General features: G+C 63.8%; 26 protein-coding genes. 19 read left to right on the top strand and 7 right to left on the bottom strand.

Annotated elements, in window-relative coordinates:
- Window positions 1-11 precede the first annotated feature (11 nt).
- From FJ936_RS05400 to FJ936_RS05420, 5 genes are all read left to right on the top strand, one after another.
- Entirely contained in the window at window positions 12-1,922 is a 1,911-nt protein-coding gene (locus tag FJ936_RS05400) for an ATP-binding protein (protein ID WP_140617666.1), read from the top strand.
- A 69-nt stretch (window positions 1,923-1,991) separates the two neighbouring features.
- Window positions 1,992-2,399, top strand: coding sequence for a DUF559 domain-containing protein (locus FJ936_RS05405; protein ID WP_140617665.1), 408 nt, complete (start codon window positions 1,992-1,994; stop codon window positions 2,397-2,399).
- Window positions 2,400-2,466: 67 nt separating this feature from the next.
- Window positions 2,467-3,765 carry a DUF6638 family protein gene (locus FJ936_RS05410; RefSeq protein ID WP_140617664.1) on the top strand — a complete coding sequence of 433 codons (1,299 nt, stop codon included), beginning with the start codon at window positions 2,467-2,469 and terminating at the stop codon, window positions 3,763-3,765.
- A gap of 102 nt (window positions 3,766-3,867) precedes the next feature.
- On the top strand, window positions 3,868-4,992 hold the full coding sequence (locus FJ936_RS05415; RefSeq protein ID WP_015316037.1) for a DUF2333 family protein: 1,125 nt from the start codon (window positions 3,868-3,870) through the stop codon (window positions 4,990-4,992).
- Between the two features lie 313 nt (window positions 4,993-5,305).
- On the top strand, window positions 5,306-6,985 hold the full coding sequence (locus FJ936_RS05420; RefSeq protein ID WP_015316036.1) for a formate--tetrahydrofolate ligase: 1,680 nt from the start codon (window positions 5,306-5,308) through the stop codon (window positions 6,983-6,985).
- A 67-nt stretch (window positions 6,986-7,052) separates the two neighbouring features.
- On the opposite strand, the gene FJ936_RS05425 is transcribed toward FJ936_RS05420, so the two are convergent.
- Window positions 7,053-7,697 carry a cysteine hydrolase family protein gene (locus FJ936_RS05425; RefSeq protein ID WP_140617662.1) on the bottom strand — a complete coding sequence of 215 codons (645 nt, stop codon included), beginning with the start codon at window positions 7,695-7,697 and terminating at the stop codon, window positions 7,053-7,055.
- Between the two features lie 125 nt (window positions 7,698-7,822).
- Here FJ936_RS05425 and FJ936_RS05430 point away from each other — a divergent pair, with 125 nt between their 5' ends.
- Window positions 7,823-8,818, top strand: coding sequence for a helix-turn-helix domain-containing protein (locus FJ936_RS05430; protein ID WP_140790909.1), 996 nt, complete (start codon window positions 7,823-7,825; stop codon window positions 8,816-8,818).
- A gap of 56 nt (window positions 8,819-8,874) precedes the next feature.
- Here FJ936_RS05430 and FJ936_RS05435 read toward each other — a convergent pair whose 3' ends face one another.
- Window positions 8,875-9,459, bottom strand: a complete 585-nt coding sequence (locus FJ936_RS05435) for a cytochrome b/b6 domain-containing protein (RefSeq protein WP_140790984.1) — start codon at window positions 9,457-9,459, stop codon at window positions 8,875-8,877.
- Window positions 9,460-9,464: 5 nt separating this feature from the next.
- Window positions 9,465-9,731 carry a PepSY domain-containing protein gene (locus tag FJ936_RS05440; protein ID WP_140665146.1) on the bottom strand — a complete coding sequence of 89 codons (267 nt, stop codon included), beginning with the start codon at window positions 9,729-9,731 and terminating at the stop codon, window positions 9,465-9,467.
- 165 nt (window positions 9,732-9,896) lie between these two features.
- Here FJ936_RS05440 and FJ936_RS05445 point away from each other — a divergent pair, with 165 nt between their 5' ends.
- Window positions 9,897-10,556, top strand: a complete 660-nt coding sequence (locus tag FJ936_RS05445; protein WP_140665149.1) for a response regulator — start codon at window positions 9,897-9,899, stop codon at window positions 10,554-10,556.
- The gene (locus FJ936_RS05450; RefSeq protein ID WP_140665152.1) at window positions 10,553-11,902 is read left to right on the top strand and encodes an ATP-binding protein; all 1,350 of its coding nucleotides are present in this window, start codon (window positions 10,553-10,555) and stop codon (window positions 11,900-11,902) included. Before FJ936_RS05445 ends, FJ936_RS05450 begins: the two co-directional genes overlap by 4 nt.
- On the opposite strand, the gene FJ936_RS05455 is transcribed toward FJ936_RS05450, so the two are convergent.
- Together FJ936_RS05455 and FJ936_RS30445 are read right to left on the bottom strand one after the other, a co-directional pair.
- Window positions 11,889-12,446, bottom strand: a complete 558-nt coding sequence (locus FJ936_RS05455) for a sugar O-acetyltransferase (RefSeq protein ID WP_140790911.1) — start codon at window positions 12,444-12,446, stop codon at window positions 11,889-11,891. The two genes, FJ936_RS05450 and FJ936_RS05455, sit on opposite strands and share 14 nt — an antisense overlap.
- Window positions 12,447-12,470: 24 nt before the next feature.
- On the bottom strand, window positions 12,471-12,608 hold the full coding sequence (locus FJ936_RS30445) for a hypothetical protein (protein ID WP_181171287.1): 138 nt from the start codon (window positions 12,606-12,608) through the stop codon (window positions 12,471-12,473).
- A gap of 51 nt (window positions 12,609-12,659) precedes the next feature.
- Here FJ936_RS30445 and FJ936_RS05460 point away from each other — a divergent pair, with 51 nt between their 5' ends.
- The 7 genes from FJ936_RS05460 (at window position 12,660) to FJ936_RS05490 (ending at window position 21,259) form a co-directional block, all read left to right on the top strand.
- Window positions 12,660-13,307 carry a glutathione S-transferase family protein gene (locus FJ936_RS05460; protein WP_140790913.1) on the top strand — a complete coding sequence of 216 codons (648 nt, stop codon included), beginning with the start codon at window positions 12,660-12,662 and terminating at the stop codon, window positions 13,305-13,307.
- A 116-nt stretch (window positions 13,308-13,423) separates the two neighbouring features.
- A complete protein-coding gene (locus FJ936_RS05465; RefSeq protein ID WP_140790915.1) occupies window positions 13,424-13,885 on the top strand; it encodes a DUF4126 domain-containing protein in 462 nt (153 codons plus the stop codon).
- A gap of 11 nt (window positions 13,886-13,896) precedes the next feature.
- Window positions 13,897-15,273, top strand: a complete 1,377-nt coding sequence (locus tag FJ936_RS05470) for an FAD-containing oxidoreductase (RefSeq protein ID WP_140790986.1) — start codon at window positions 13,897-13,899, stop codon at window positions 15,271-15,273.
- 303 nt (window positions 15,274-15,576) lie between these two features.
- Window positions 15,577-16,752, top strand: coding sequence for an MFS transporter (locus tag FJ936_RS05475; protein WP_141906211.1), 1,176 nt, complete (start codon window positions 15,577-15,579; stop codon window positions 16,750-16,752).
- Window positions 16,753-16,839: 87 nt separating this feature from the next.
- Window positions 16,840-17,895 carry a succinylglutamate desuccinylase/aspartoacylase family protein gene (locus FJ936_RS05480; RefSeq protein WP_140790919.1) on the top strand — a complete coding sequence of 352 codons (1,056 nt, stop codon included), beginning with the start codon at window positions 16,840-16,842 and terminating at the stop codon, window positions 17,893-17,895.
- Between the two features lie 221 nt (window positions 17,896-18,116).
- The gene (locus FJ936_RS05485) at window positions 18,117-20,306 is read left to right on the top strand and encodes an anthranilate synthase (protein ID WP_140790921.1); all 2,190 of its coding nucleotides are present in this window, start codon (window positions 18,117-18,119) and stop codon (window positions 20,304-20,306) included.
- Between the two features lie 5 nt (window positions 20,307-20,311).
- Entirely contained in the window at window positions 20,312-21,259 is a 948-nt protein-coding gene (locus FJ936_RS05490) for a cation diffusion facilitator family transporter (RefSeq protein ID WP_140617656.1), read from the top strand.
- A gap of 171 nt (window positions 21,260-21,430) precedes the next feature.
- On the opposite strand, the gene FJ936_RS05495 is transcribed toward FJ936_RS05490, so the two are convergent.
- Window positions 21,431-22,528: a hypothetical protein gene (locus tag FJ936_RS05495; RefSeq protein WP_140790923.1), complete on the bottom strand. Its 1,098-nt coding sequence runs from the start codon at window positions 22,526-22,528 to the stop codon at window positions 21,431-21,433.
- Window positions 22,529-22,629: 101 nt separating this feature from the next.
- Between FJ936_RS05495 and FJ936_RS05500 the strand changes: the two genes are divergently transcribed.
- The 4 genes from FJ936_RS05500 (at window position 22,630) to FJ936_RS05515 (ending at window position 25,475) form a co-directional block, all read left to right on the top strand.
- On the top strand, window positions 22,630-23,067 hold the full coding sequence (locus FJ936_RS05500) for a DsrE family protein (protein ID WP_015316019.1): 438 nt from the start codon (window positions 22,630-22,632) through the stop codon (window positions 23,065-23,067).
- A 71-nt stretch (window positions 23,068-23,138) separates the two neighbouring features.
- Entirely contained in the window at window positions 23,139-23,924 is a 786-nt protein-coding gene (locus tag FJ936_RS05505; protein WP_141906212.1) for an SDR family oxidoreductase, read from the top strand.
- A gap of 58 nt (window positions 23,925-23,982) precedes the next feature.
- Entirely contained in the window at window positions 23,983-24,291 is a 309-nt protein-coding gene (locus FJ936_RS05510; protein WP_015316017.1) for a putative quinol monooxygenase, read from the top strand.
- Between the two features lie 80 nt (window positions 24,292-24,371).
- Window positions 24,372-25,475, top strand: a complete 1,104-nt coding sequence (locus tag FJ936_RS05515; protein ID WP_140617652.1) for an AbrB family transcriptional regulator — start codon at window positions 24,372-24,374, stop codon at window positions 25,473-25,475.
- Between the two features lie 23 nt (window positions 25,476-25,498).
- Here FJ936_RS05515 and FJ936_RS05520 read toward each other — a convergent pair whose 3' ends face one another.
- On the bottom strand, window positions 25,499-26,386 hold the full coding sequence (locus FJ936_RS05520) for a LysR family transcriptional regulator (protein WP_140790927.1): 888 nt from the start codon (window positions 26,384-26,386) through the stop codon (window positions 25,499-25,501).
- Window positions 26,387-26,518: the final 132 nt, after the last annotated feature.

A 26,518-nucleotide genomic window follows, 5' to 3' on the forward strand; every position in this document is an offset into this window, starting at 1 on the left:
GAGCACCCTTCATGGACACCGGCCTGACCACCATCCCGGAAGCGGCTATCGAAAAACACCGGGCCACCGCGCAGAGCTTCATCACCCGCATCGTCGTGCTGGAGGATCCATCGCGCGAATCCGGTACGGCATTGGCCGGCACCAACCGCCGCTTCGTCTCCACCGTCTCGGTCGGTCAGGTGCGCCGCACCCGCGAGGTCGAGCTGTCGAAGACGGTCGGCGCCGTTCATCCCGACGACCAGTTGCTGACCATCCCGCAGCACACGCTGCTCTTTCGCGCCCGCCGCGGCACGGCGATCGCGCTGGCGGTATCGGACGTCTTCGCCGAAGGCTCCGATCTCGAAAGCCTGCAGGCCAGGAACACCCGCGCGCCGCTCGAAGGCGACGAGGCGTCCACCTTCAAGAAACTGCTGTCGGCTTCGGCCTATATTTCGGCCTTCAGCCTCGCCTCGTATCTGTTCCAGCTCATCGACGGCGACGGCGAGGCGCCGAACGATATCCCCGAGCCGGACTTCCTGTTCGACACGCCCCAGGATGCCGTGAAATCGATCCTGGCCGGCCTCGACAAGGCGATAGCGGGCTCGACGGACGACGGCGACCTGACGACCAGGACGCGCGCCTTCGCCCGCGTCGCCATCGACGGGCTTTTGGCGCGCAAAAGCCGCTTCGACGGCATCGGCCCGTTCGAGAACGCCCATATCCGCATCGACGCCGACGACTTCACCCTCGACGGCTTCGACGTGGCGCCGGGCAAGCGCTCCAAGCCGCTGGTGATGACCTTCAAGAAACCGGAAGAGGTCGTCGGCAACCACATCGCCAAATACCAGTCCGTCAAGCTCGCCAAGATGCTGATGGCCTATGATTTCGAGCGTGAACTGAACCCGTTCGTCGAGCTCGGCGGCTTCCTGTTCACCTTCATCGGCGACGGCGCGCCCGGCACCGGCAAGACGACGCTGATCCAGATGATCGCCGGCCTTGTCAACGGCTATTGCCAGGTCGCCGGCTATCCCTTTGCCTATGAAAATTTCGGCGTCGACCAGATTTCGTCCTACCAAGGCAAGTCTGGCCAGAACTGCCGCCAGTTCATCAACAATGTGTTGAACCCGCGCGTCATCGGCTTCGGCACCATCGACGACATCGACCAGGTGGCCGCCCGCCGTTCCGACGACCGCGCATCGGCCGGCCAGCAGGAGATCACCGGCGTGCTGATGGACGCCTTCGCCGGTGCTGCCACCGTGGTGCGTGGCAATTGCTCGTTCGGCATGTTTTCCAACTATCCCGAAAATGTCGACGATGCGCTGCGCCAGCGCGCCGGCGCCCGCTGGCTGGTCGACGGGCCGCAGACCCGAGACGACTATATCGACATTTTCGTGCTGCTCGCCGGCAAGAACCACGAAATCCCCCTGGGCAAGCACGAACTCTACGCCGCGCAGGAGATCCAGCGCGCCGTGACCGAAGCCTATGAAGAGCATGAAAAGCCGCGGGAGGACGGACTGGTGCGGGTCTACGAGCGCTACATGAAGGAAAATGGCGCGCCCAGGACCATGGCCGACATCGGCACCTACCTGCACCTGATCAAGGACGCCGAGCCGCGCTTCACCGGCCGCGCCATCAAGAACGTCACCGACGCCATCAAGATGCGTGCCATGGACATCGAGCTTCCCGACGACTGGTTCGAAAAGCCGGAAGCCTTCATGCACAAGAGCTACGACGACAAGAAAGCGATGATCGAGGAATTGCGCGGGCCGTTCTCGCTTGCCATGGTCATGCAGGAGATCAACCGCTACGCCGATTCCGAGTTCCGCTATTCCGACAAGTCCGACGATGCCGCGGTGGAGAAGCTGCTGCGCGACGCAAGGCTGCGCGAACGCGCAGCGCGCGAGATGGAGGAGATGAAGAAGAAGGGTCTGTGGAATGCGTGAGGCGAGCTCTTCTTCCTTCTCCCCGTTCACGGGGAGAAGGTGCCCGAAGGGCGGATGAGGGGCAGCGCCATGCGTGGTGGAAACGAGCCCAAGGTGGCAAGAGCCCGCGAGCTTCGGAAAATCGAGAACGATGCCGAGGAAAAGCTCTGGCATGAACTGCGTGGGCGACGATTGAATGGCCACAAATTCATTCGCCAACTGCCCATCGGGCCCTATTTCGCCGACTTTGCCTGTCGTGAGGCTAATCTGGTCGTGGAGGTCGATGGCAGCCAGTATGCAGGTGGATCCCGGGATCGCTACAGGGACGAAACGATGAACGCTAATGGTTGGTCGGTATTGAGGATTTGGCACGCTGATGTTTTGAGCGGCCGAAAGAGCGTATTGGAAACCATCGTTGCGGCCGTGGATGGTCGGCTGAACAAGAAGATGATTGGCATCGACGCGAAGTTTCTGCCTTCAATCTTGGAGACGAGATGATGAGCGTTTGCGCCGCCCCTCATCCGCTCTTCGGGCACCTTCTCCCCGTGAACGGGGAGAAGGCAAGATGAGCAAAAAACCCGATCTCCTGCGCGACAACGAACTCATCTACGGCCGGCTGCTCACGGTCGACGAGCCGCATCTCATCCAGCGCTACAACAAGGCGCTGGCGGCTTTCGGTCTCAAGCCGACAAAGCTGAAGAGCTTCCAGATCGACCGCACCGGCTTTTCGCCCGAAGTGGCCGAGGAGTGTGGCGACTACGATTATCTGGATCCCAATGAGGTCAACCGCCGCTTCATCATCCTGACGCCGTCGCAGATCGACCTGCCGGTGGTGCACACGGCCTTCTCGAACACCTCGCAGCTGATGTTCGAATTCATGTCCAGGAACCAGCGCGCCATAGACGCGCTGACCATCAAGGACGTGATCTACGGCGAGATGGAGGATTCCGTTCCCAAGGTCAACGACATCGAGGACCTGCTGTCGATCAGCCAGGTCGAGTTCAAGGTGCTGTCGGCCGAGGACGTGCTGGGCAAGGCGGCCGAGCTCGGCAAGCTCGTCGACCGGCTGAAGCAGGAGCCCGACGCCTGGCGCGACAATGCCATGCTGACCCGCATGGTGGAACTCGCCAAGGTCTGCGGCGACATCAGGGAGAACGCGCTGGTGCCCGACCAGGTGATCTTCCGCCACAACGCCTACTGGACCAGCCATTTCGGCGGCCTCTACGTGTTCGTCGATCCCGACATGACGACGGTGATCAGCGATCCGGCGGCTCCAGGTTTCCGCCGCTCGCGGCCCTGGCAGGTGAGCTATCTCTCCATCAAGGACGCCGACAAGGTGTTCAAATTCCTGGCCGCCACCGGCCGCATCGAACTGCCGCGCGCCTCCTGGATCGAAACCTCGGGCTATCTCGAGCACCGCGCCGAAATGGTGGTGCGCGCGCTGATCCGCGACGCCGAGCCGAACCGCAATTTGACCGATGTCGACAAGGTCTGGCTGCAGACCTGGATCCAGAGCCATGCCGACCTGATCACCAGGGACGGCAATTTTCCCTTCCTCAACGCCGCCAAGCGCGAGATCGCCCAGCTCGGCCACCTCAAGATCGAGGACGTCTTCCCGCAACAGCGCTTCCTGGTGGTCCGCGCCAAGCCTGATCATCCCGACGCCTGGCTGACCAACCGGCTGATCTCGGATTTCGTGCCGTCTGACTTCGTATCGCGCTACATCTTCAACAAGGACGGCTTCTACAAGGACTATGACGGCTTCAGCGACGCTTGGCGATCGCATGTTGTGGACGTTCTGAAAACCACATATTTGAAGGAAAAGGTGGCGTTTCGCACACGCCTCTACGGCCTGACCGACTAGAACGATATAACCGTCATTCCGTTCTAACTTGTTGTTTTGGTGCATGATGTTATCCAAAAAGCCTGCAACTTTTTGGCATCGTGCTGAGGGGGTGATACAGCCATGCTCGACCCGATCGTGAACTTCTTCGTCAAGCTGTTCCAGTGGATCGGCCGCGGCATCGGCCTTCTGATCGGCGTGATCCTGTGGCCCTTCTTGTGGGCCGGCCGCTGGTACACGCAGCGCGGCTGGATCCTGAAGGCCGTCGTCGGCCTAGCCTTGCTGGTGCTGATCGGCCTTTACGCCAACTTCTTCTACGCCACCCAGTGGTGGAACAGGTTCAACCCGAACTACCCGGACACCTATACGTTCGAGAAGCGCAACGTTTCCGCCGGTGAACAGGTGGCCGCCGGCGCCGGCACCGACACGGCCAAGACTTGCGGCAACTCCGGCATCGCCCAGGTGGCGGCGGACCTGACTGACTTCAACGTCAACCAGAATGCCTGGATCTCGTCGATGATCCTCTACAAGCTCGGCCTGTTCGGCATTGACTGGGACAACACCCCGTGGATGGACAACAAGGCCTCTTTCCAGCGCGGCATCAACCAGGCGGTGCGACGCACGGCGACCGAACTTGCCGACAATCTCGGCCGCGTGCGCACCACCTCGCAGATCGATGCCGACCTGCAGGACGCGCGTGGCAATCTGCAGTTCGACGAGTATACCTGGTATTTCGGCGTGAGCCCGTTTGGACCGAAGACACCGACGCCGAGCTACTATCGCGACGCCGTGCGCAAGCTGCGTTCGTTCAATGCCCGGCTCGCCACCTGCCAGGCCACTTTCGATGCCCGCGCCGACAATCTGAAGCAGTATATCGATCGCATCGCCAGTGACATCGGCTCGACCTCCGCCATCCTCAAGGAGCGTGCCGAGAACCACAACAATGGCTGGTTCGACACCCGCGCCGACGACCGCTACTGGTTCGCCTATGGCCAGCTCTATGCCTATTACGGCCTGATGAAGGGCGCCCAGGCCGACTTCGAGGACGTCATCAAGGAAAAGCACCTGCAGAGCCTGTGGGATACGATGGACGCGCAGTTCGTGTCGGCCCTGCGCATCCAGCCCTTCATCATCGCCAATGGCCGCGAGGACGGCTGGCTGCTGCCCACCCATCTGACGACGATGGGCTTCTACGTGCTTCGGGTGCGCTCGAACATGGTTGAAATCAGCAACGTGCTGACGCAGTAGCGCTGTCCCACGGCAACACTCGCGATGGCGGATTTGCGTCGTCGCGTCTGTCGCATTCCGTGCATTGTGCGGCTGTTTTGAGACGGCGGAAGCGCCCCTGCTCTGGCTTCTATACGGCGCGGCAAGCGGAGCCATAAAGAACCGGGAATAGGTCGGCCCGCCGCAGAGGAATTTTCTCTATAGGAAACATAGTTGCATGAAAGTTGACGCCGCCGCAGCGACAGGGTTAGATGCCCCGCGCGTCCGGCTCCAGCCTTCTTGCGAGTAAGATCAATCCCGTCCCCTCCACCGTCCAATCCAGAGGAACGCCGTCATGGCCGAAGTGAAGTCCGACATCGAGATCGCGCGTGGCGCCAGGAAAAAGCAGATCCAGGAGATCGGCCAGAAGATCGGCATCCCGACCGAACATCTGCTGCCCTACGGCCACGACAAGGCCAAGATTTCGGCCGAGTTCATCAAGTCGGTGAAGGGCAACAAGGACGGCAAGCTGATCCTCGTCACCGCCATCAACCCGACCCCGGCCGGCGAGGGCAAGACCACCACCACCGTCGGCCTCGGTGATGGCCTCAACCGCGTCGGCAAGAAGGCGATCGTCTGCATCCGCGAAGCCTCGCTCGGCCCGAATTTCGGCGTCAAGGGCGGTGCCGCCGGCGGCGGTTACGCGCAGGTCGTGCCGATGGAGGACATGAACCTCCACTTCACCGGCGACTTCCACGCCATCACCACGGCGCACAACCTTTTGTCGGCCCTGATCGACAACCACATCTACTGGGGCAATGAACTCGGCATCGACACCCGCCGTGTGGTGTGGCGCCGCGTCATGGACATGAACGACCGGGCGCTGCGCGAGATCATCTGCTCGCTCGGCGGCGTCGCCAACGGCTTTCCGCGCGAAGCCGGCTTCGACATCACCGTCGCCTCGGAAGTAATGGCCATCCTCTGCCTCGCCACCGACCTGAAGGACCTGGAAAAGCGCCTCGGCGACATCATCGTCGCCTATCGCCGCGACAAGTCGGCGGTCTATGCCCGCGACCTCAAGGCCGATGGCGCCATGGCCGTCCTGCTCAAGGACGCCATGCAGCCCAATCTGGTGCAGACGCTGGAGAACAACCCGGCCTTCGTGCATGGCGGCCCGTTCGCCAACATCGCGCATGGCTGCAATTCGGTCGTCGCCACCACAACGGCGCTCAAGCTTGCCGACTACGTCGTCACCGAAGCCGGTTTTGGTGCTGATCTGGGTGCCGAAAAGTTCTTCGACATCAAGTGCCGCAAGGCCGGGCTGAAGCCGGCCGCCACCGTCATCGTCGCCACCGTACGCGCCATGAAGATGAATGGCGGCGTCAAGAAGGAAGACCTTGGCAAGGAGAATGTCGAAGCCGTCAGGAAGGGCTGCCCGAACCTTGGACGCCACATCGAGAACATCAGGCAGTTCGGCGTCCCGGCGGTCGTTGCCATCAACCACTTCTATTCCGACACCGACGCCGAGATCCAGGCGCTCAAGGACTATGTCGCCTCGATGGGCGAGGAAGCGATCCTGTGCAAGCACTGGGCCAACGGCTCCGCCGGCATCGAGGAGCTTGCCAACAAGGTGGTGGCGCTCGCCGAATCCGGCGCCTCGCAGTTCGCGCCACTCTATCCCGACTCCATGCCGCTGTTCGAGAAAATAAACACCATCGTTCAGCGCATCTATCGCGGCTCGGAAGCCATCGCCGACAAATCGGTGCGCGACCAGTTGAAGGCCTGGGAGGATGCCGGTTACGGCAACCTTCCGGTCTGCATGGCCAAGACACAGTACTCGTTCTCGACCGACCCGAACCTGCGCGGCGCGCCGACCGGCCACACCGTGCCGGTGCGCGAGGTCAGGCTGTCCGCCGGCGCCGGCTTCGTCGTCATCATCTGCGGCGAGGTCATGACCATGCCTGGCCTGCCGAGCAAGCCGTCGTCGGAAAAGATCTTCCTCAACGAGGCCGGCCAGATCGAAGGCCTGTTCTGATCTTCATCTCGACAAGAACAAGAAGGGCGCCGCATCGCCGCGGCGCCCTTCTCGTTTGCGGATCGTCCTACGCGGCGCTGCGCGACAGCGCCCGCTGGTTGGACGCATGGATCGTGTCGCGTTCCGGCAGCGCGCCGGTCTCCAGGCAGTCGATCCATTCGGCAGTCTTGAGCACCGCGGCGAAGCGCGACTGAAGGATGATGCTCACCACGCGATGGATCTCCTCGGCCGAGGCGTAACCGGCGCTGTTGGCGTAAGGCACCGAACCGGTCGCGTCGGACAGGAACTCGACCGCGAAGCCCATATGCACGGCATGGATGATGGTCGACAGGTCGCAATTATGCGTCATGTAGCCGACGACCGCGATCGTATCGATGGCGTTGGCGCGCAACCAGTCCTCGAGGTCGGTACCGGTGAAGGCGCTTGGCAAGTTCTTCTCGACATAATGGTCGCGGCCGCGCCTGGCGATCTCGGGATGCAGTTCGCCGCCATGGCTGCCCCGGGCGAAGATCGGCGACGTCTCGGGCGCCATCTGCTTGACGACCACGACCTTGATGCCTGCTGCCGATGCGGCATCCATGGCACGCGTCACGTTGACGACGCTGTCGCGGAACGGCGGATACTGGATCGCCAGGTTGCCGCCGTCATAGTCATTCTGGACGTCAACGACGAGCAGCGCGCGGCGCGGCGCGGTGTTGGCTGGGGCAGACATGATATTTCCTTTCAGGCTTGAATGCGATGGACCGAAGATAGCCTGCTGACCGAGGCGCCAACAGTGGCCCGATTGACATCATACGAAAGAATTGGGACAATCCTCCTTCACACTGGAAACGCCCCATGACCGCTCCCATCATCGCCGTCCTCGCCTTCGACGGCATCAGTCCGTTCCATCTCTCCGTGCCGTGCCTGGTGTTCGGCGCCGACCGCACCAGGCTCGGCCTGCCGCGCTTCGACTTCCGCGTCTGCGGGGTGGAGGAAGGGTTGATCCAGACCGACGCCGGATTGAGCATCCTGGTCCCGCACGGGCTTGCCGCGCTCGAAGACGCCGATATCGTCATCATCCCGAGCTGGAAGGATCTCGGAGCGCCTGTGGCAAAACCGCTCGAGGAAGCGCTCGGCCGCGCCCACCGGCGCGGCGCGCTGATCGTGGGCCTCTGCCTCGGCACCTTTGCCCTCGCCGCCGCCGGCCTGCTTTCGGGACGGAAGGCGACCACGCATTGGGCCTATACGGATCAGTTGCAGGCTCTCCATCCCGACATTTCGGTCGATGCGGACGTGCTTTACGTCGATGACGGCGACATCGTCACCTCCGCCGGCGTCGCCGCCGGGCTTGACTGCTGCCTGCACATCGTACGCGCACGCTATGGCGCCGAGGCGGCACTGCGGCTCGCCCGGCACATCGTGCTTTCGCCGCACCGACAGGGCGGACAGGCGCAGTTCATCGAACGCCCGGTAGCGCCGAGCCCAGCCGCCGACCGCTTTACCCAGGCTCTCGACATGGTGCGCGCGACATCAGGCGAACCGCACAGTCTCGACAGCGTCGCTGACGCGGCCGGTCTCACCCGCCGCACCTTTACCCGCCGTTTCCAGCAGACGACAGGTACCAGCTTCGGCGACTGGCTGGCCGACCAGCGCGTCGCGCTGGCGCAGAGGCTGCTGGAGACGACGGACAAGCCGGTGGACATGGTCGCCTTCGAGGCCGGCTTCGGCAGCGCAACTTCCTTGCGCCAACATTTTGCCGCGCGGCTAAGGACATCACCCGCGCAATATCGGCGCGAGTTTTCCAGACGGGTCGATCAGGACGGACGGGTGGCGCTGGCCCTGTCATCGTGATCGAACGGCAAGGGCGTCGCGTCGCTGCGGTGCCCTTGCATTTCCGCTCTCCGCGGTCAGCCAACGTCTTGCGGCGAGGCCGCGCGTTTACGGCCGGTGATCATGGCGCGAACCAGATTTTCATGATGACGCAGACTGGCGAACAGCACGCCGCCGACATGAAGTCCAATCAGCACCAGGACACCATTGCCCAGGATCTTGTGCGTATCCTCGACCCAGGCCACGCCCCACCAGGCATCGGTGGTCTGCATCCAGCCGGTGAGCGCAATTCCTGCCACGCAAGCCAGAAGCGCCAGCACCATTGCACCGCCGGCGGGGTTGTGGCCGAGATAGCGTTTTTCATCGCCATGCGCCACGTCGGCGAGATAAGAACTCACCACGCGCGGTCCACGCACAAACTGACGGAAGCGCGTGTATCCCGACCCCGCCAGACCGGCGATCAAACGCGAGGCAATCAGAACCCCGGCACTGTAGCCGGCCAGTTCATGCACCTTCATGATTTCGCCTGAAGAAAGCCACGCCACCGCGACGCAAAGGATTAGCGACCAGTGAAAGAGGCGGACGTAGGGGCTCCAGACCTCGACCGAGGCCTCTCGTGTCGACTCGACCGAGGTTTCTCGTGTCGAAACAGTGGCGTTCATGGCCGTCAACCGTCATCGGAATCGGCACCGACCGACTCCAGCGTCTTGGGATTGAAGACGGCTTCCAGCTTCTTGCCATTGGCGTCAAGCGCCTTGGCTTCATAGCAGCCGTGTTCCGTCTTGATGCTGCGAACCTTCCAGCCTTCGCTTTCGAGCTTCTTCTGCAAGGCTTCGCGCGGCTGCCACTGGCCGGTCGGCACATCGCATTTGTCGGCGGCGAAGGCCGGTCTGGCAAAAGCCATAACCAGCGCGGTCAGGATCAAGGTCTTCATCTTATTTTCTCCATCGGCCGATTCCGATGTCGAGGACCTTGGCCGCGAAACCTGACAGCAGCCTGAACACGCATCGCATCGGGTAAAAGCCTCAGTTGGCTTTCATTCAGCTTCCTGTCAGCCTCGTGCCGCATGAAGGCGCGTGTGCAGCGACACGGAGGCGAAGTGCGCGTTCTGTTGATCGAAGATGATCCGGTGCTGGGCGAAGCGGTGCGCGATCATATCGCTGCCGACGGCCACGCCGTGGACTGGAGCACGACGCTTGGCGGTGCCTGCGATCACCTCCGTGTAGTTTCCTATGTGCTCCTCCTGCTTGACCTGCATCTGCCCGACGGCAAGGGTCTCGAATTCCTTAAAACGCTGCGTCGTGAAGGCACCGATACGCCGGTCATCATCCTGACCGCGCGCGACCAGCTCTCAGACCGCATAGCGGGGCTGAATTCCGGGGCGGACGACTATCTGGTCAAGCCCTTCGATCTCAGCGAGTTGTCTGCACGCCTTGCCGCGGTCGCGCGCCGCTATGCCGGAAACCCCAACCCTTTGATCCGGCTCGGAGCCGTCGAAATCGACCAGGCCGCGCGCCGCGTTACCATCGACGGCACGGAGGCCATGCTGACATCGCGCGAATGGGCGGTGCTGGAGCAGTTCCTGCGCCGGCCCGGCATGACAGTCGGCAAGAACCAGATCGAGGAGGCGCTCTATGCCTTCGGCGCGGAGATCGAAAGCAACACTGTCGAAGTCTATGTCAGCCGCTTGCGCAAGAAGATCGGGCGCCAGGTCCTTACAACCGTGAGGGGGTTGGGCTACCGCCTTGCACTCCCATGAAGGTCTTCAGCAGCCTTGCCGGTCGCCTCGTGTCGTCGCTGATCCTCGTCACGGTCGCTGTTGGCCTGGTCGCCGCTGGCACCGGAAGCATCACGCTGCACCGCGAAATCAATGAAGCCATGGACAATTCGATGCAGGAGGCAGCCCGCAGACTGCTGCCGCTGGTCATCGACGATATGTTCGGGCGTGAGGCATCGCAATCGCCGCGCAGGCTGGGGGAGGCTGTTTCGGACGACGAAGGCGGCCGCCTCATCTTCCAGGTGCGGGACGCCGGCGGCCGCGTTCTCATGCATTCCCATGACGCTCCCGCGGAGCCGCTCACGGCTGAGCTCGCGCAGGGCTTCTCGGAGGCAGCCGGATGGCGCATCTACACCGAGCCCGCGGTCAGCGGCACAATACTCATCCAGGTCGCCGAGCTCGATTCACGGCGCAATGAGGAAACGCTCGAAGCCGCCACCGGCTTCCTCATACCGATGGTCATTCTCATCCCGTTGAGCGCACTTGTCGCGTGGCTGACCCTGACGCGTTTCCTGAGGCCGATCGCGACACTGCGCGGCGAAATCAGCGCCCGCCACGGCGACAACCTTGCTCCGATCCGCACCGAGGACCTGCCCTCCGAACTTGCCGCCATCGCCAAGTCGGTCAACAGCCTGATGCGGCGCCTGCATATGGCGCTCGATGCTGAAAAGGAGTTCACGGCGAACGCCGCGCATGAATTGCGCACACCAATCGCTGGGGCGTTGGCACAAACGGAGCGCCTGATCGCGGAAACATCCGACGAGGCGGCAAGAAAACGCCCGCGCCAGATCAAGGCGGCTCTGTCCGACCTCGCCGGCCTGTCCGAAAAGCTGATGCAGCTGGCGCGCGCCGACGCCGGAGTAGCGATCGCCGGCAAGCCAGCCGATCTCGCTGCGGTCGCCGCATTGGTGGTCGCCGACTTCGAGCAGCACGGCCAGAACAGGGGTCGGCTTCGTCTTGAAGCGTCCGACCAAGGCAAGGCGTTGGCCGCGATCGATACGGATGCATTGGCCATTATCCTGCGCAACCTCATCGAGAACGCCTTGCGGCATGGCGCCGAGGGCGGCGAGGTTGTCGTTCGCATCACTGACGATGCCCGGCTCAGCGTGATCAACCAAGGTCCGGTGGCGTCAGCTCCCGGCGGTCTGGTCAAACGGTTCGAACGCGGTGGGACGCGTGCCGAAGGATCAGGCCTGGGACTGGCGATCGTCACCAAAATCCTGCAGCAGATCGATGCGACGCTTGTCCTGACCTCACCGGCATCCGGCCGACGGGACGGTTTTGAAGCGACGATCAGGTTCCCGCCGCGTAGTGTCAGCCCCGCCTGACCACCCGCGCCGGGTTGCCGACCACGGTCGTGTGCGCCGCCACGTCGCGCGTCACCACCGCCCCGGCGCCGACGATGGCGCCCTCGCCGATGCTGACGCCGCCAAGGACGACCGCGCTGCCGCCGATCCAGGCATTGTCACCGATCGTGACCGGCTTGGCGATCTCCAGCCCCGCCTGGCGCCTTGCCGCCTCCTTATGGTGCTCGGCGCAATAGATCTGCACATTGGGGCCAAGCAGCGTCCCCTCGCCGATACGCACCGGCGCGGTGTCAAGAATGGTGCAGCCGGCATTGAGGAAGGTGCCGGCGCCGAGAAAGATGTTGAAGCCGTAGGCGCAATGGAACGGCGCCTCGATGCGGGCACCCTCGCCCACGCCGCCCAGCAGTGTCCGCAGGGCCGGCCCGAGATTCCCGCGTCGGCGAGGCGGCAGCGTATTGTGCTCGAACACCGCATCCGCGGCCAAGCCGCGCAACGCGCCAAGATCGTCATCCAGGCACGTATACCATTCATCATCAGCCATTTTCGCGCGTTCGCTCTGAACCATGGCAGTGCCTCCATTTTTTTTACATCACTGCGGACACGCCAAGGCGATGACTGACGTGAAATCCATAAACCAGGATGCGCGGCCTTGTTGATTGGCGGCATTCCCGATCTGCTCCGGCAATGAAAATAGTTCAGGACCGATGTCGATTTCCGGGAAGCTCATTCGTCCTCGGTAGGAAGCCGAAGAAATTCGCCCAGGCAAGGAACAAATGCGATGACAATCACCATCACGGCGTTTGAACGATCGCCCGATGGCGGCAAGGGACTGGCCCGCGATACGCGTGTTCGCTGGGCGCTGGAAGAAGTGGGGCAGCCTTACGCGGTTCGTTTTGTTTCCTTCGCGGGCATGAAGGCGCCTGATCATCTGGCCATCCATCCTTTCGGCCAGATCCCTACCTATGAGGACGGTTCTCTCTCGCTGTTCGAGACCGGCTCGATCGTCTTTCATCTTGCCGAGCAGCATGCGGGCCTGCTGCCGAAGGAGCGCAACGCCCGCGCGCGAGCGATCACGTGGATGTTCGCCGCACTGAACACCATAGAGCCGCCGATCCTCGAACTGACCACGGCAAGAATTTTCGAAGCCGACAAGCCCTGGAGCGAGGCGCGCTTGCCGCTGGTAAAGGACCGTGTTCGCGCCCGGCTGGACTGTCTCTCGGCTCATTTGGGCGTCGCGGACTGGCTCGATGATGCGTTCAGCGCCGGCGATCTACTGATGGTGTCAGTGCTGCTGCGACTGAGGATGTCAGGCATTCTGGATGAATACCAAAACCTGGCCGCCTATGTGGCGCGCGGGGAAGCTCGGCCCGCTTATATCAGGGCTTTCGCCGCGCAATTTGCGATCAACGCTCCATCAGCCAACTGACTTGCCTCGATCCGCCGTGGCTGTGCGCTTGTGAGTCTGCGGCCTAGCCAAATATCCGGCCTATGGTAGCTTGCCGTTTCAAGGCTGTACCGGCCCGGGATCGAGGGGGATCGACCATGCTCTACATTCTTGCACTCCTGATCGGCGTCATTGCCGGCCTGCGCGCCATGACGGCACCTGCCGCCGTTGCCTGGGGCGCCTATCTCGGCTGGCTGCCGGGTGCCGGCACCTGGGCGAGCTTCATGGGCCATTGGGCGGCTGTCGGCATCTTCACCGTCCTGGCCATAGTCGAACTGGTCACCGACCAGCTGCCGTCGACGCCAAGCCGCAAGGTGCCGCAGCAGTTCGGCGCCCGCATTCTGCTCGGCGCGTTCAGCGGCGCGGTGATCGGCGCGACCAGCGGCGCCACCATCGTGTGCCTGATCGCCGGAGCGATCGGCGCGGTCATCGGCACCCTGGGTGGTGCCGAAGCGCGCGGCCGGCTGGCGGCCGTTTTCGGCAAGGATCCGCCCGCGGCCTTCATCGAGGATGCGGTGGCGATCATCGGCGGCCTGCTGATCGTGGCGGCGGTGGCATGACGGCCCAGACCTTGAACGCAAGGACCTTCGATGCCATCGTCATCGGCGCTGGCCAGGCGGGGTCGCCCCTGGCGGGCCGTCTGACGGCAGCCGGCATGAGCGTGGCGCTGATCGAGCGCAAGCTGGTCGGCGGCACCTGTGTCAACACCGGCTGCATGCCGACCAAGACCATGGTCGCCAGCGCCTATGCCGCCCATCTGGCGCGGCGCGCCGCCGACTATGGCGTGACGTTCCCGGGTCCCGTCGGGATCGATTACAGCAGGATCAAGGCGCGCAAGGACAAGGTCACCAACGACGCCCGCGGCAATCTGGAGACCTGGATCGCCGGAATGGAGCGTTGCACGCTCTATCGCGGCCATGCACGCTTCGAATCCGCCAACACGGTGCGCGTCGGTGACGACCTGTTGACCGCCGACAAGATCTTTCTCAACACCGGCGGCCGCGCCTCGGTGCCGGACCTGCCCGGCATCCACGACATCGACTATCTGACCAACTCGTCGATGATGGATCTCGACGTTTTGCCGCGCCACCTGATCGTCGTCGGCGGCAGCTACATCTCGCTCGAATTCGCGCAGATGTTCCGCCGCTTCGGTTCGGAAGTCACCGTCATCGAAAAGAGCCCGCGCCTCACCGGCCGCGAGGACGAGGACGTCTCGGCCGCCATCCTGTCGATCCTCGAAAATGAAGGGATCGCGGTCCATGTCGGCGCCGACGACATCGGCTTCGCCAAGCAGGGCGGGGACATTGCCGTGAGTTTCTCCACGGGCCAGCCGCCCGCGGTCGGCTCGCATGTGCTGCTGGCGCTGGGCCGAACGCTCAATACCGACGATCTCGGCCTCGACAAGGCGGGCGTCGAGGTCGACGGACGCGGCGCGGTTGTCGTCGACGACCAGCTGCGCACCAGCGTGCCAGGCATCTGGGCGATGGGCGACTGCAACGGCAAGGGCGCCTTCACCCACACCTCCTACAACGACTATGAGATCGTCGCCGCCAATCTGCTCGACAAGGATCCGCGCAGGATCAGCGACCGCATCGAGGCGTACGCGCTCTACATCGATCCGCCGCTCGGCCGTTGCGGCATGACCGAGACGGCGGTGAGGAAATCCGGACGTCGCGCCCTGGTCGGCCGGCGGCCGATGACCCGTGTCGGCCGCGCCGTCGAAAAGGGCGAGACGCAGGGTTTCATGAAGATCCTCGTGGACGCCGACACCAGGGAGATCCTCGGCTGCTCCGTGCTCGGTCCGGGCGGTGACGAGGCGGTGCATTGCGTGCTGGACCTGATGTACGCCAAGGCGCCGGTCGACACACTGGCGCGCGCCGTGCACATCCATCCCACCGTCTCGGAGCTGCTGCCCACCATCGCCCAGGAGCTGAAGCCGCTGGCGTGAGACTGTCAGCCGCTGCCCCTTCAATCGTCGCCTGTGCCTTGCCGAAGGCTCCGCGATTTCACGGTCGTCATCACGCATTTATTGCTGGGGCCGCGCCGGCTTCAAGATATCGTGTCGGGCAGCAGACGGAACTGAGACGAAGCGACATCGTTTCAGCCCTTGAAGGATCGGTCTGCGTCGGGCCGTTAGAAGAGGAGACGTCCGCTCCATGCTTTCTGCATTGCTGCATTGCGGCAATGTCTGTTGCGCCCGGCAGGGGTCCTCGCGCAGTCTGAAATTGAACCGATTCAGTCTGGACCTCCCATGCCTTTGCCGATCCTTGCGCTTGCCATTGCGTCCTTCTGCATCGGCACCACCGAATTCGTCATCATGGGCCTGCTGCCCGAGGTCGCCGCCGATCTCGGCGTGACGATCCCCGCCGCCGGCCTGCTGGTCACCGGCTATGCGCAGGGAGTCGTCTTCGGCGCGCCTGTCGTGGCCATGGCCACCGCGCATTTGCCGCGCAAGCCCGTGCTGGTGGGACTTGCAGCCCTGTTCGTCGTCGGCAACGTCTTCTGCGCCATCGCGCCCAATTACTGGCTGCTGATGGCGGCGCGCGTCTTCACCGCTTTCGGCCATGGCGCCTTCTTCGGCATCGGCTCGGTCGTCGCGGCAAGCCTTGTGCCGCGCAACAAGCGCGCCAGCGCCATCGCGCTGATGTTCGCGGGCCTGACGCTCGCCAACATCCTCGGGGTTCCCGCCGGCACCGCACTCGGCGAAGCCTTCGGCTGGCGGGCCACCTTTCTGGCCGTGGTCGGCATTGGCCTGATCTCGGTCGCGGCCATCGCCTGGCTGGTACCGTCCGACGTCACGGAACCGAGCGGCGGCGGTCTGCGCGCCGAAGTCCGTGTGCTTGGCAAGCTGCAGGTGTGGCTGGCGATGCTGATCGCGGCGCTGACCTCGGCCAGCCTGTTCGCCGTTTTCACATACATAAAGCCATACCTCACCGACGTGTCGGGCCTGTCGACCGCGGCGGTCACCTGGGTGCTTTTGCTGTTCGGCGCCGGCATGACCATCGGCAACATCATCGGCGGCAGGCTTGCCGACTGGAAACTGATGCCGACAGTGATCGCCACCTTGCTGCTGATGGCCCTGCTGTTCGTCGGCTTCATGCAGTTCGGCACGATCGCCAGCGTTGCCATCGGCATCGTCTTCCTCTGGGGCCTGCTCATCTTCGTCGTCGTGCCACCCCTGCAGATCCGGGTCGTCGAGGCGGCTTCCGAAGGACCGAACCTTGCAGCCACGCTCAATCAAGGCGCCTTCAATGTCGGCAATGCCGGCGGCGCATGGATCGGCGGCGTGGCGCTGTCATCAGGCGTTTCCTATGCCGGTTTGCCACTGGTCGGCGCGGTGCTAGCCCTGCTGGCGGTCGCCGTTGCGGTGCTGTCGGCGGCGCTGGACAGGCGCGCGCCTGTCACGCTTCACGCTGCCGCGGAATAGGCCCTTGCGCCCATAGCGCGGCGGGCTGGACCAATCGACATCGGTACCTTCCAATGGGCATGTCTTCTCGCTTTCATGGAGAACGTCATGCAGAAATCGATCGAACGCATCGCCGGCGACAGCGACGGCGTTTCCCACGAATTCCCGGTGCTCCGCTTGGCCGGCGCCGACAAGACAGCACCTTCGGCCTACCTGCAGGCAGCGCTCCATGCCGGCGAATTGCCTGGCGTCGTCGCCATCGATGCATTGATGCCGATGCTGAACAAGGCCGAGGCCGAGGGTCGCATCAGGGGCAACATCACCATCGTGCCCTGGGCCAACCCGATCGGCCGCGCGCAATACCATTTCGGTGAGCACCAGGGTCGCTTTCATCTCGGCACCCGCACCAACTTCAACCGCGGCTTTCCGCTGCTGGCCGCGCCCGACGCCAGGCTCTTGCCGGACGCCACCTTTGGCGGCGCCGACCAGCGGCTGAAGTCGCGCCTGGTGCAGCTTTCGCTCGGCCATGACATCGTGCTCGACCTGCACTGCGACGATGAGGGTCTTGCCTATCTCTACGTCCACACCAGCCTGTGGCCCGGGATGGCCGATTGCGCCGCCGCCATGGGCGTCGATGCCGTGGTGCTGTGGAGCGAGGACACCGACGGCACCTTCGAGGGCGCTTCGATCATGCCCTACCAGAACGCATCGGCCGATGTGGCGAAGTTCGACAGGCGCGTCGCCACCACTGTCGAATATCGCGGCATTCTCGATGTCGACGGCGCGCTGGCCAAGTCCGACGCCGAAGGCCTCTACCGGCTGCTGGTGGCGCGCGGCGTGATATCCGACACCGCCCTGCCCGCGCCCGGCCCCTTCAAGGGCGTCGCGGCACCTCTAGAAAATATCGACATGATGCCGGCGCCCCGTGGCGGTGCGGTCCTCTACGACGTTAAGCCCGGCGACCGCGTCACCAGGGGCGCGCGGCTCGCTACCATCGTTCACGCGCCAGGCGAAGCCGATGGCCGCACGGAAGTGTTCGCGCCGCAGGACGGCATCATCCTGACCCGCCGCTCGCGCCGCATCATCCGCTCCGGCGAAGACCTGTTGAAACTGGTTGGCGACAGGAAGAGCGCCGATGCAAGGTCGGGCACGCTGGAGGATTGAGCCTGCGTCGAATCCAGTTGCGCGGCCGCCCAATCGCCGCTAAGGGAATCGCCATGAACATGCGTTCGATCAAGACCATTTGGTGGTGGGCCTGCTGACAGCGGCCTGTTCGAACGCGTGCGCGTGAAAATAGAGGGTGGCCGCAACGGAATGTCCGGGCGGCCATTTGTTTTTTAAAGCCATTCCCGGGTCCGTTGCCCAAGTAGCTGATGGAGACGGCAATGACGTTGAAGGTTCTGGAAAACGGCGCTGAAAGCTTCGCGACGGCGGGTGGCATCACCATCACCCGCGAGCGCCACGACCGCCCCTATGAAGGCGCGATCGACACTTATGTCGAGGGGCTGAACTCGCGCCGGGGCGCGGTATTTTCCTCGAACTACGAATATCCCGGCCGCTACACGCGCTGGGATACGGCCATCATCGATCCGCCGCTGGTCATCTCGGCACGCGGCCGCGCCATGCGTATCGAGGCGCTGAACGGCCGTGGCGAGGCGCTGTTGCCGGTCATCGGCAGGACACTGGGCGGCCTCGCCGAGGTCACGATCGCCGAGACCTCGAAAAAGCTGATCCGCCTCGATGTCGCCAAACCCGGCCGTGTCTTCACCGAGGAGGAACGCAGCCGCGTTCCCTCGGTCTTCACTGTGCTACGCGCCATCACCGCGCTGTTCAAGACGGCAGAAGACGCCAATCTCGGTCTCTACGGCGCCTTCGGCTACGACCTTGCCTTCCAGTTCGACCCGGTCGACCACACGCTCGTGCGCAAGCAAAGCCAGCGCGACCTGGTGTTGTTCCTGCCCGACGAGATCCTGGTCGTCGACCACTACTCGGCCAAGGCCTGGACCGACCGTTACGACTATGCGGGCGAAGGTTTTTCGACCGAAGGCCTGCCACGCGACCAAATCGCCGAGCCGTTCAAGACCGCCGACCGTATCCCGCCACGCGGCGACCATGAGCCCGGCGAATACGCCAATCTGGTGCGCCGCGCGATGGACTCGTTCAAGCGTGGCGACCTGTTCGAGGTCGTCCCCGGTCAGATGTTCTACGAGCGCTGCGAGACCCAGCCCTCCGAGATTTCGCGCAAGCTGAAGTCCATCAACCCGTCGCCCTATTCCTTCTTCATCAACCTGGGCGAGAACGAATACCTGATCGGTGCGTCGCCGGAGATGTTCGTGCGCGTCAACGGCCGCCGCGTCGAGACCTGTCCGATCTCCGGCACCATCAAACGCGGCGACGACGCCATCTCCGATAGCGAGCAGATCCTGAAGCTGCTCAATTCGAAGAAGGACGAATCCGAGCTCACAATGTGCTCGGACGTCGATCGCAACGACAAGTCCAGGGTCTGCGAGCCGGGTTCTGTACGCGTCATCGGCCGCCGCCAGATCGAGATGTATTCGCGCCTGATCCACACCGTCGACCACATCGAGGGCCGCTTGCGTGAAGGCATGGACGCTTTCGACGCGTTTCTCTCGCACGCCTGGGCCGTCACCGTCACCGGCGCACCGAAACTGTGGGCCATGCGCTTCATCGAGCAGAACGAGAAAAGCCCGCGCGCCTGGTATGGCGGCGCGATCGGCATGGTCAACTTCAACGGCGACATGAATACCGGCCTTACCTTGCGCACCATCCGCATCAAGGACGGCATCGCCGAGGTTCGTGCCGGCGCTACATTGCTCTTCGACAGCATTCCAGAGGAAGAAGAAGCTGAAACCGAACTGAAGGCATCCGCCATGCTCTCCGCGATCCGCGACGCCAAGACGGGCAATTCGACCAGCACCGAGCGCACCACGGCGCGCGTCGGCGACGGCGTCAACATCCTTTTGGTCGACCACGAGGATTCCTTCGTCCATACGCTGGCCAACTACTTCCGCCAGACCGGCGCCAATGTCTCGACCGTGCGCTCGCCGGTGCCGGAGGAAGTCTTCGACCGGCTGAAGCCCGACCTCGTCGTGCTGTCACCCGGACCCGGCACGCCGAAGGACTTCGACTGCGCCGCGACCATCAAAAAGGCGCGCGCGCGCGACCTGCCCATCTTCGGCGTGTGCCTCGGCCTGCAGGCACTGGCGGAAGCCTATGGCGGAGAACTCAGGCAGTTGCACATTCCCATGCACGGCAAGCCGTCGCGTATCCGCGTCTCGAAGCCGGGCATCATCTTCTCCGGCCTGCCCAAGGAAGTCACCGTCGGCCGCTACCACTCGATCTTCGCCGATCCGGTACGCCTGCCCGACGATTTCATGGTTACGGCCGAGACGGAAGACGGCGTCATCATGGCCTTCGAGCACCGCAAGGAGCCGATCGCCGCGGTCCAGTTCCACCCGGAATCGATCATGACGCTCGGCCACAATGCCGGCATGCGCATCATCGAGAACATCGTCGCGCATTTGCCGCGAAAGGCCAAGGAAAAGGCAGCCTGACGCCAATGGCCGAAGCCGAGAACACGATGGCGATCGCAGCCAGGGCGGCCGCGAAGCGCAAGGTCGCCAACCTTGCCTTCTGGTCGATCGTGGTCGCTTTTGTCGTGCTCGCGCTGAAAGCCGCCGCCTGGTACGTGACCGGCTCCGTCGCGCTCTATTCGGACGCGCTGGAATCGATCGTCAACGTCATCGCGTCGATTGCCGCTTTCTGGGCGATCCAGGTCAGCCACAAGCCGGCCGACCAGGACCACCCCTTCGGCCATCACAAGGCCGAGTATTTCTCCGCCGTGCTGGAAGGCGTGCTGATCGTGCTCGCCGCGCTTTTGATTCTGAACGAAGTCTGGCGCTCCTGGCAGGCCCCGGCGCCGCTCGAACAGCCTTGGAAAGGCCTTGCCGTCAACGGCGTCGCCACCGTCATCAACGCCTTCTGGGCCTGGATGCTGATCCGCACGGGCCGGGCGGAGAAATCGCCGGCGCTGGTCGCTGACGGCAATCACATCATGACCGATGTGGTGACGTCGGTCGGCGTCTTCGGCGGCCTGGTCGGAGCGATCCTGACCGGCTGGCAGATCCTCGACCCGGCATTGGCCGTCATCGTCGCGCTCAACATCCTGTGGCAGGGCTGGCATGTCATCGGCTCGTCGATGAACGGCCTGATGGACCGGGCCGTCGACACGGCGGAGCACATGCGCATCCGCGACATCATCTCGGCCAATTGCAAGGGCGCCATGGAGGTGCACGACCTCAAGACCCGCATCGCCGGCCGCGCCACCTTCATCGAGTTCCATCTGGTCGTCGACGCCGACATGTCGGTCGGCGCCAGCCATGTCATCTGCGATCGCATCGAAGACGCGCTGAAGGCCGAACTCCCCTCGGTGCGCGTGACCATCCATGTCGAGCCCGACGACGAAGCCAAGCTGCCCAAGGGCACGACCGCGGTGCCGTTCGCCTGAGGCGGGTCACTGTCGCTGACCTTGGAAGAGCAATTCCAAGAAAGCGTGAGCGGCTTTCCGTCCGGAATTGCGTAAAAACAAAGAGCTAACCGGAGTTTCTCGACTTCGTCATCCTTGGGCGAAGCAGGAGCGCAGCTCCGTAGCGGCGACCCAAGGATGACGAAACGCTGGTTACGACGCGCAGGCGGATTGTGGCATTGGCTCCAGCCGATAGACCTTGTCGTCGGACATCGTCTTGCCGTCGGCCGCCTTCGAGCACAGGTCGACGACCGCCAGGCTGCTGTTTGGATTGGCCAGAATGATGGTGCCGTTCGCGCCCCGCTTGAGGAAGATTTCCTTTTGCGCGATGTCGCAGGAGAAATTGCTCGTCTTCGAACTCGCCGCGCAGCGCCACTGGTCGGCCTCGCCCTGGCAGGAATAGGTCTGCGTAACCTTGGCCCCCTTCTGCCGCGTCGTGACCGAGACCGCGATGTCGGCGCCGTCGGGCCAGTTCGCGGCGTCGCCTCCCGAGGCGAAGGACGCCAGTTCGACCGGTCCTCGAAACACCCGGATCGACTGCGTCAGTTGCTCGGGATGCGAACTCATATGCGCAGCGTCATAGTCGCGCCCGTAGCAGAAGGCCTGGTCGGGCTTCAGCCGCTCGCGAAGCGGCGGCCCGAGCGCCGGGTCGATCGGATCGATGCGGGCGAATTCAGCCTTGCAGCTCGCCGCCGGCATCGGATCGAGGCGGAAATTGTCGTCTTCCTTGCCAAGCGCCTGCCTGTCGTATTCAGCCGCGCCGAGTTCTTCTTCCGAACCGGCGTCGAGGTAGATATCGGACGACAGGTCCGACAGGATCAGCCGACCCTTGCCGTCGATCTTCAGCGACGCCAGCGTACGGTCGCAGTCCATGCCGCAACGGATCGGGCCCGATTTGCCATCCTCGGACTCGTGATTGCACCAGCCTCCGGCCCATTCCGGCGCCTTGGCGCCACGCACCGTGGTGGTGAGGAACCCATTGTAGGAAGTATCGGAATTCGCGTTCGGTTCCTCATTCGGACGGCTGACCGGATCATGGCCGTAGTAGAAGAAAATCCGCGTCACCTTCTGCTTCGGATGCGCCTTGAGGTGCGCCGCGTCATAGACTCGGCCGAAACAGGCGTTCGCCCCGTTGGGGCTGAGTTCGGTGAGCTTGAGCATATTGTCGGCAAAAGCAGAACCCACAAGTCCGCCAAGCAGTGCGGCGCCAAATCCGGCGCTGGCAACCGTCTTCCATTCCCTGAACGCCATGTGCCCCCCTCCGCATCGACAGGACGTAACGTCAATTTATGCTAGTATTGCGGCCGCGGCCACGCAAATCGCGCTGGGCCGGCAAGCCAGGGAGGCACGCCATGCGCCGACGTGACATGTTCCACGCGGCTCTCGCCGGAGCCGGGACGCTTCTCGGCCTGCGGGCGGTGCAGGCGGCAACCACCGAGCCTGCCAGGCTGAAGGTCGCCTATCACCTCAGCGACCTCGACAAGGTCAATTTCGTGCTCGGCAACATCAAGAACCACTATGAGGGCACGGGCGGCAACGTCGATATCGCGCTGGTCGTGCACGGTCCGGCGCTTGCCGGCTTCAAGTCGAAGGGCATATCGGCGGCGATTTCCGGGCGCTTTACCGGCCTTGTCCAGCAAGGGCTCGACCCGCATGCCTGCGGCAACACCATGCACGGCATGGATATTACGCTCGCCGATTTGCTCGACGGCTTCCATGCCGCCGACAGGGGTGGCGTCGTCAAGCTCGCCGAACTGCAAAGCCAGGGCTATGTCTATCTCAGGCCTTGAAGCGGCACTGACTTGAATGCAAGGGTGGCAACACCCGCCAAGAAACTTGGAAATCCCCCGGAGGAACAGCAGTGCCAGAGACAGCCCTTGGTCTTGTCATCCCCGACCTCGCCGGCAAGGCGGTGCTGGTCACCGGCGCCTCAACCGGCATCGGCGCGGCGCTCGCGCTCGCTTATGCCGGGCAGGAATGCAAGGTGGCGCTGCACTACAATTCCAGCCGCGACGCCGCCGAGAAACGCGGCCAGACCATCCGCGACGGCGGCGGTGAGGTGTTCCTCGTCCAAGGCGACTTTTCTCTCCCTGCCGATGTCGAACGCGTCGTCGAGGACAGCGCGCGGCATTTCGGCCGGCTCGACGGGCTGGTCAACAATGCCGGCGGCATGCTTGGCCGCGTGCCTTATGCCGAGCAGACCGAGGCGCATTACGACGCGGTGATGGACCTCAACGCACGCTCGGTGCTGACCGCCTCGCGCAAGGCGATCCCGTGGCTGAAAAAACAGGGCGGCTTCATCGTCAACACCTCGTCGATCGCCGCGCGCAACGGGGCGGGCGGCGGCGCCGGCCTTTACGGCTCGGCCAAGGCCTTCGTCTCCAACGTGACGCGCGGCATGGCCAAGGAACTGATCGGCTTCGGCATCCGCGTCAACGCCGTGGCGCCGGGCACCATCCTTACCCCCTTCCACGAACGCTATTCGACCGACGAGCAGATGAAGGGCATGGTCGCCACCATCCCGCAGGGCCGTGCCGGCACGGCGCAAGATTGCGTCGGCGCCTATCTGTTCCTCTCATCGGACCTGTTGAGCGGCTACATCACCGGCCAGGTGATCGAGGTCAATGGCGGCCAGTTGATGCCTTGACCGGCGACCGGCATACTGGACACACTCCTTTCGCGCCAACCCAGGGGGAGACGAGGACATGTATGGACTGATCGGCAAGATGCGGGCGGCGCGTGGGCAGCGCGACGCTGTCATGGCCGTGCTGCGTGAGAGCACTGGCGCCCTGCCCGGCTGCCTGAGCTATATCATCGCCACCGACCCGGCCGACGCCGACGCGATCTGGGTGACCGAGGTGTGGACCGATCAGGCGAGCCACAAGGCCTCGCTGCAGCTTCCCGAAGTCCAGGCGGCGATCGCCAAGGCGCGCCCCTTCATCGGCGGCTTCGAATTCCAGGTGGAAACGCATCCGGTGGGCGGCTTCGGCTTGGCTGAAGCCAAAACGGGCTAAGGCGGGCGCCCGAGGCGGAAACGTGCTTTATCAGGCGCACTTGCGTTCGCATTTTTCGCGTCTGGGGTTAAGACCAGAACATGGATTCCGAGGCCGAGCAGCCATCTTCCGACCAACCCGCCATCGAGCGCATGACGCGGCTGAGCAAGCCTTGGCAGTGGCTCATCCTGCTGGTCATCTCCGCGCTCTTCGCCGGCGCGCTGGAACTCGCCGCTTTGCCGGCGGCGCTGCTGATCGGACCGATGCTGGCGGCCATCGTCGCCGGCACCAACGGTGCCGCGGTGCGTGTGCCGCGGCTTCTGTTCGGCGCCGCCCAGGCTGTCGTCGGCTGCCTCGTCGCGGCTTCGATCTCGGCCGATATCTTCCCGGTCTTCTACAAGGAATGGCCGCTGTTCCTCGGCGTGGTGATCGCCACCGTCGCGGCCTCGAGCCTGCTTGGCTGGCTGATCAGCCGCTGGCGCATCCTGCCGGGCACCACCGCCGTCTGGGGTTCTTCGCCGGGGGCCGCCACCGCCATGGTGCTGATGGCCGGCGCCTTCGGCGCCGACCAGCGCCTTGTCGCCTTCATGCAGTATCTGCGCGTCATCTTCGTCTCGATGACGGCAGCCCTCGTCGCCAAGATGTGGGTCGACACCTCGGGCATCGAGGTCCCGCCCGTTATCTGGTTCCCCGAGATCGATCCGCAACCCTTCGCCGCCACCATCGGCATGGCGCTCATCGGCGGCCTCGCGGGCAGGCTTTGCCGGCTGCCTTCGCCCTTCTTCCTCGGCAGCTTCATCTTCGGCACAGTCATCCATCTCGGCCTCGGGGTGCCGATGCAATTGCCGCAATGGCTGCTGGCGGTCAGTTACGCGATGGTCGGCTGGGCGATCGGCCTGAACTTCACCAGGCCGATCCTGCGCCACGCGGCACGCGCTTTGCCGCAGATCATCGCTTCGATCATCGCGCTGATCGCGTTTTGCGGCGGCCTTGCCTTCCTCATCAGCCGGCTCGCCGGCGTCGACCCGCTGACCGCCTATCTGGCGACCAGCCCTGGCGGCATGGACAGCGTCGCCATCATCGCCGCCGCCGCGCAGAACGTCGACATCTCCTTTGTCATGGCCCTGCAGTCGGCGCGCTTCCTGATCGTGCTGCTTGTCGGCCCCAGCATTGCCCGGCTGGTAGCCAGAAGCATCCGGGAATGATGAGGGCTGCCACCAGGGCACCGCTATCGCGCGGCTGCCAGGCGTTCGGGCAGGAAATCGACGAAAACCCGCACCTTTGGCGACAGATGGCGATTGGAGGGCCATAGCATCCGGAACTGGCCACGGCCGTCGACATGATCGTCGAGCACGGTGCGCAGCCGGTCCTCGCGCAACGCGTCCCGCACCAGGAAATCGGGCATGCAGGCGATGCCGAGTCCGGTGATCGTGGCGCCTTTCAAAGCTTCCATGTTGTTGCAGGTCAACATTGAACGGATCAGCGGTTGGGCGCTCCCGGTAATGAACGGCCAGTCCAGCAGCCTGCCGCTGTTGAGATAGCGGAAGTTTATGCCGAAATGCCTGATGAGATCCGCCGGCACACCGGGAGTGCCATGGCGATCGAGGTAGGAGGGAGCCGCGCACAGCAGCATGCGGAAGGGCGCAATGGGTCTGGACACCAATCGTGAATCAGGCAGCTCGCCGCTGCGGATGGCGACGTCGATGCCTTCCTCGATGACGTCGACGATCCGGTCGTTGAAATCGATATCGAGCTCGATCTCGGGATAGCGGGCCATGAACTCCGACAGCACCGGCAGCAAAAGATGGTAGGTGACGATCGGGGTGGAGACGCGCAACCGCCCACGCGGCGTCTCCCTTGTCCGCGACAGCATCGCCTCGGCATCGTCGATGTCGTCGAGGATGCGCCGCACGCGCTCGTTGAACAGCTTGCCCTCCTCCGTCAGGCCGATCCGCCGCGTGGAGCGCTGCAGCAGCCGCACGCCGAGTTCCTGTTCGAGCCGCGCGACGCTTTTGCCGACCGCTGAAGCGGAGATGCCGAGCGCCCGGCCGGCGGCGACGAAGCTGCCGAACTCGGCGGTGCGGGCGAAAGCCAGAAGGCCGCTGAGGCGATCCATCATGCTGCTCCATTCGAGCGTTTCCGTCCGTTATATCAGGATATTTAATAATATTATTCCTGATCTGTCTCTGACCTATCTTGGTCCGCATGATCGGCGCCGCGGTTGCGCGCATGCCGGCGCAGACCGCTC

Source organism: Mesorhizobium sp. B2-4-13 (genome assembly GCF_006658535.1).
GTDB classification, from domain to species: Bacteria; Pseudomonadota; Alphaproteobacteria; order Rhizobiales; family Rhizobiaceae; genus Mesorhizobium; species Mesorhizobium australicum.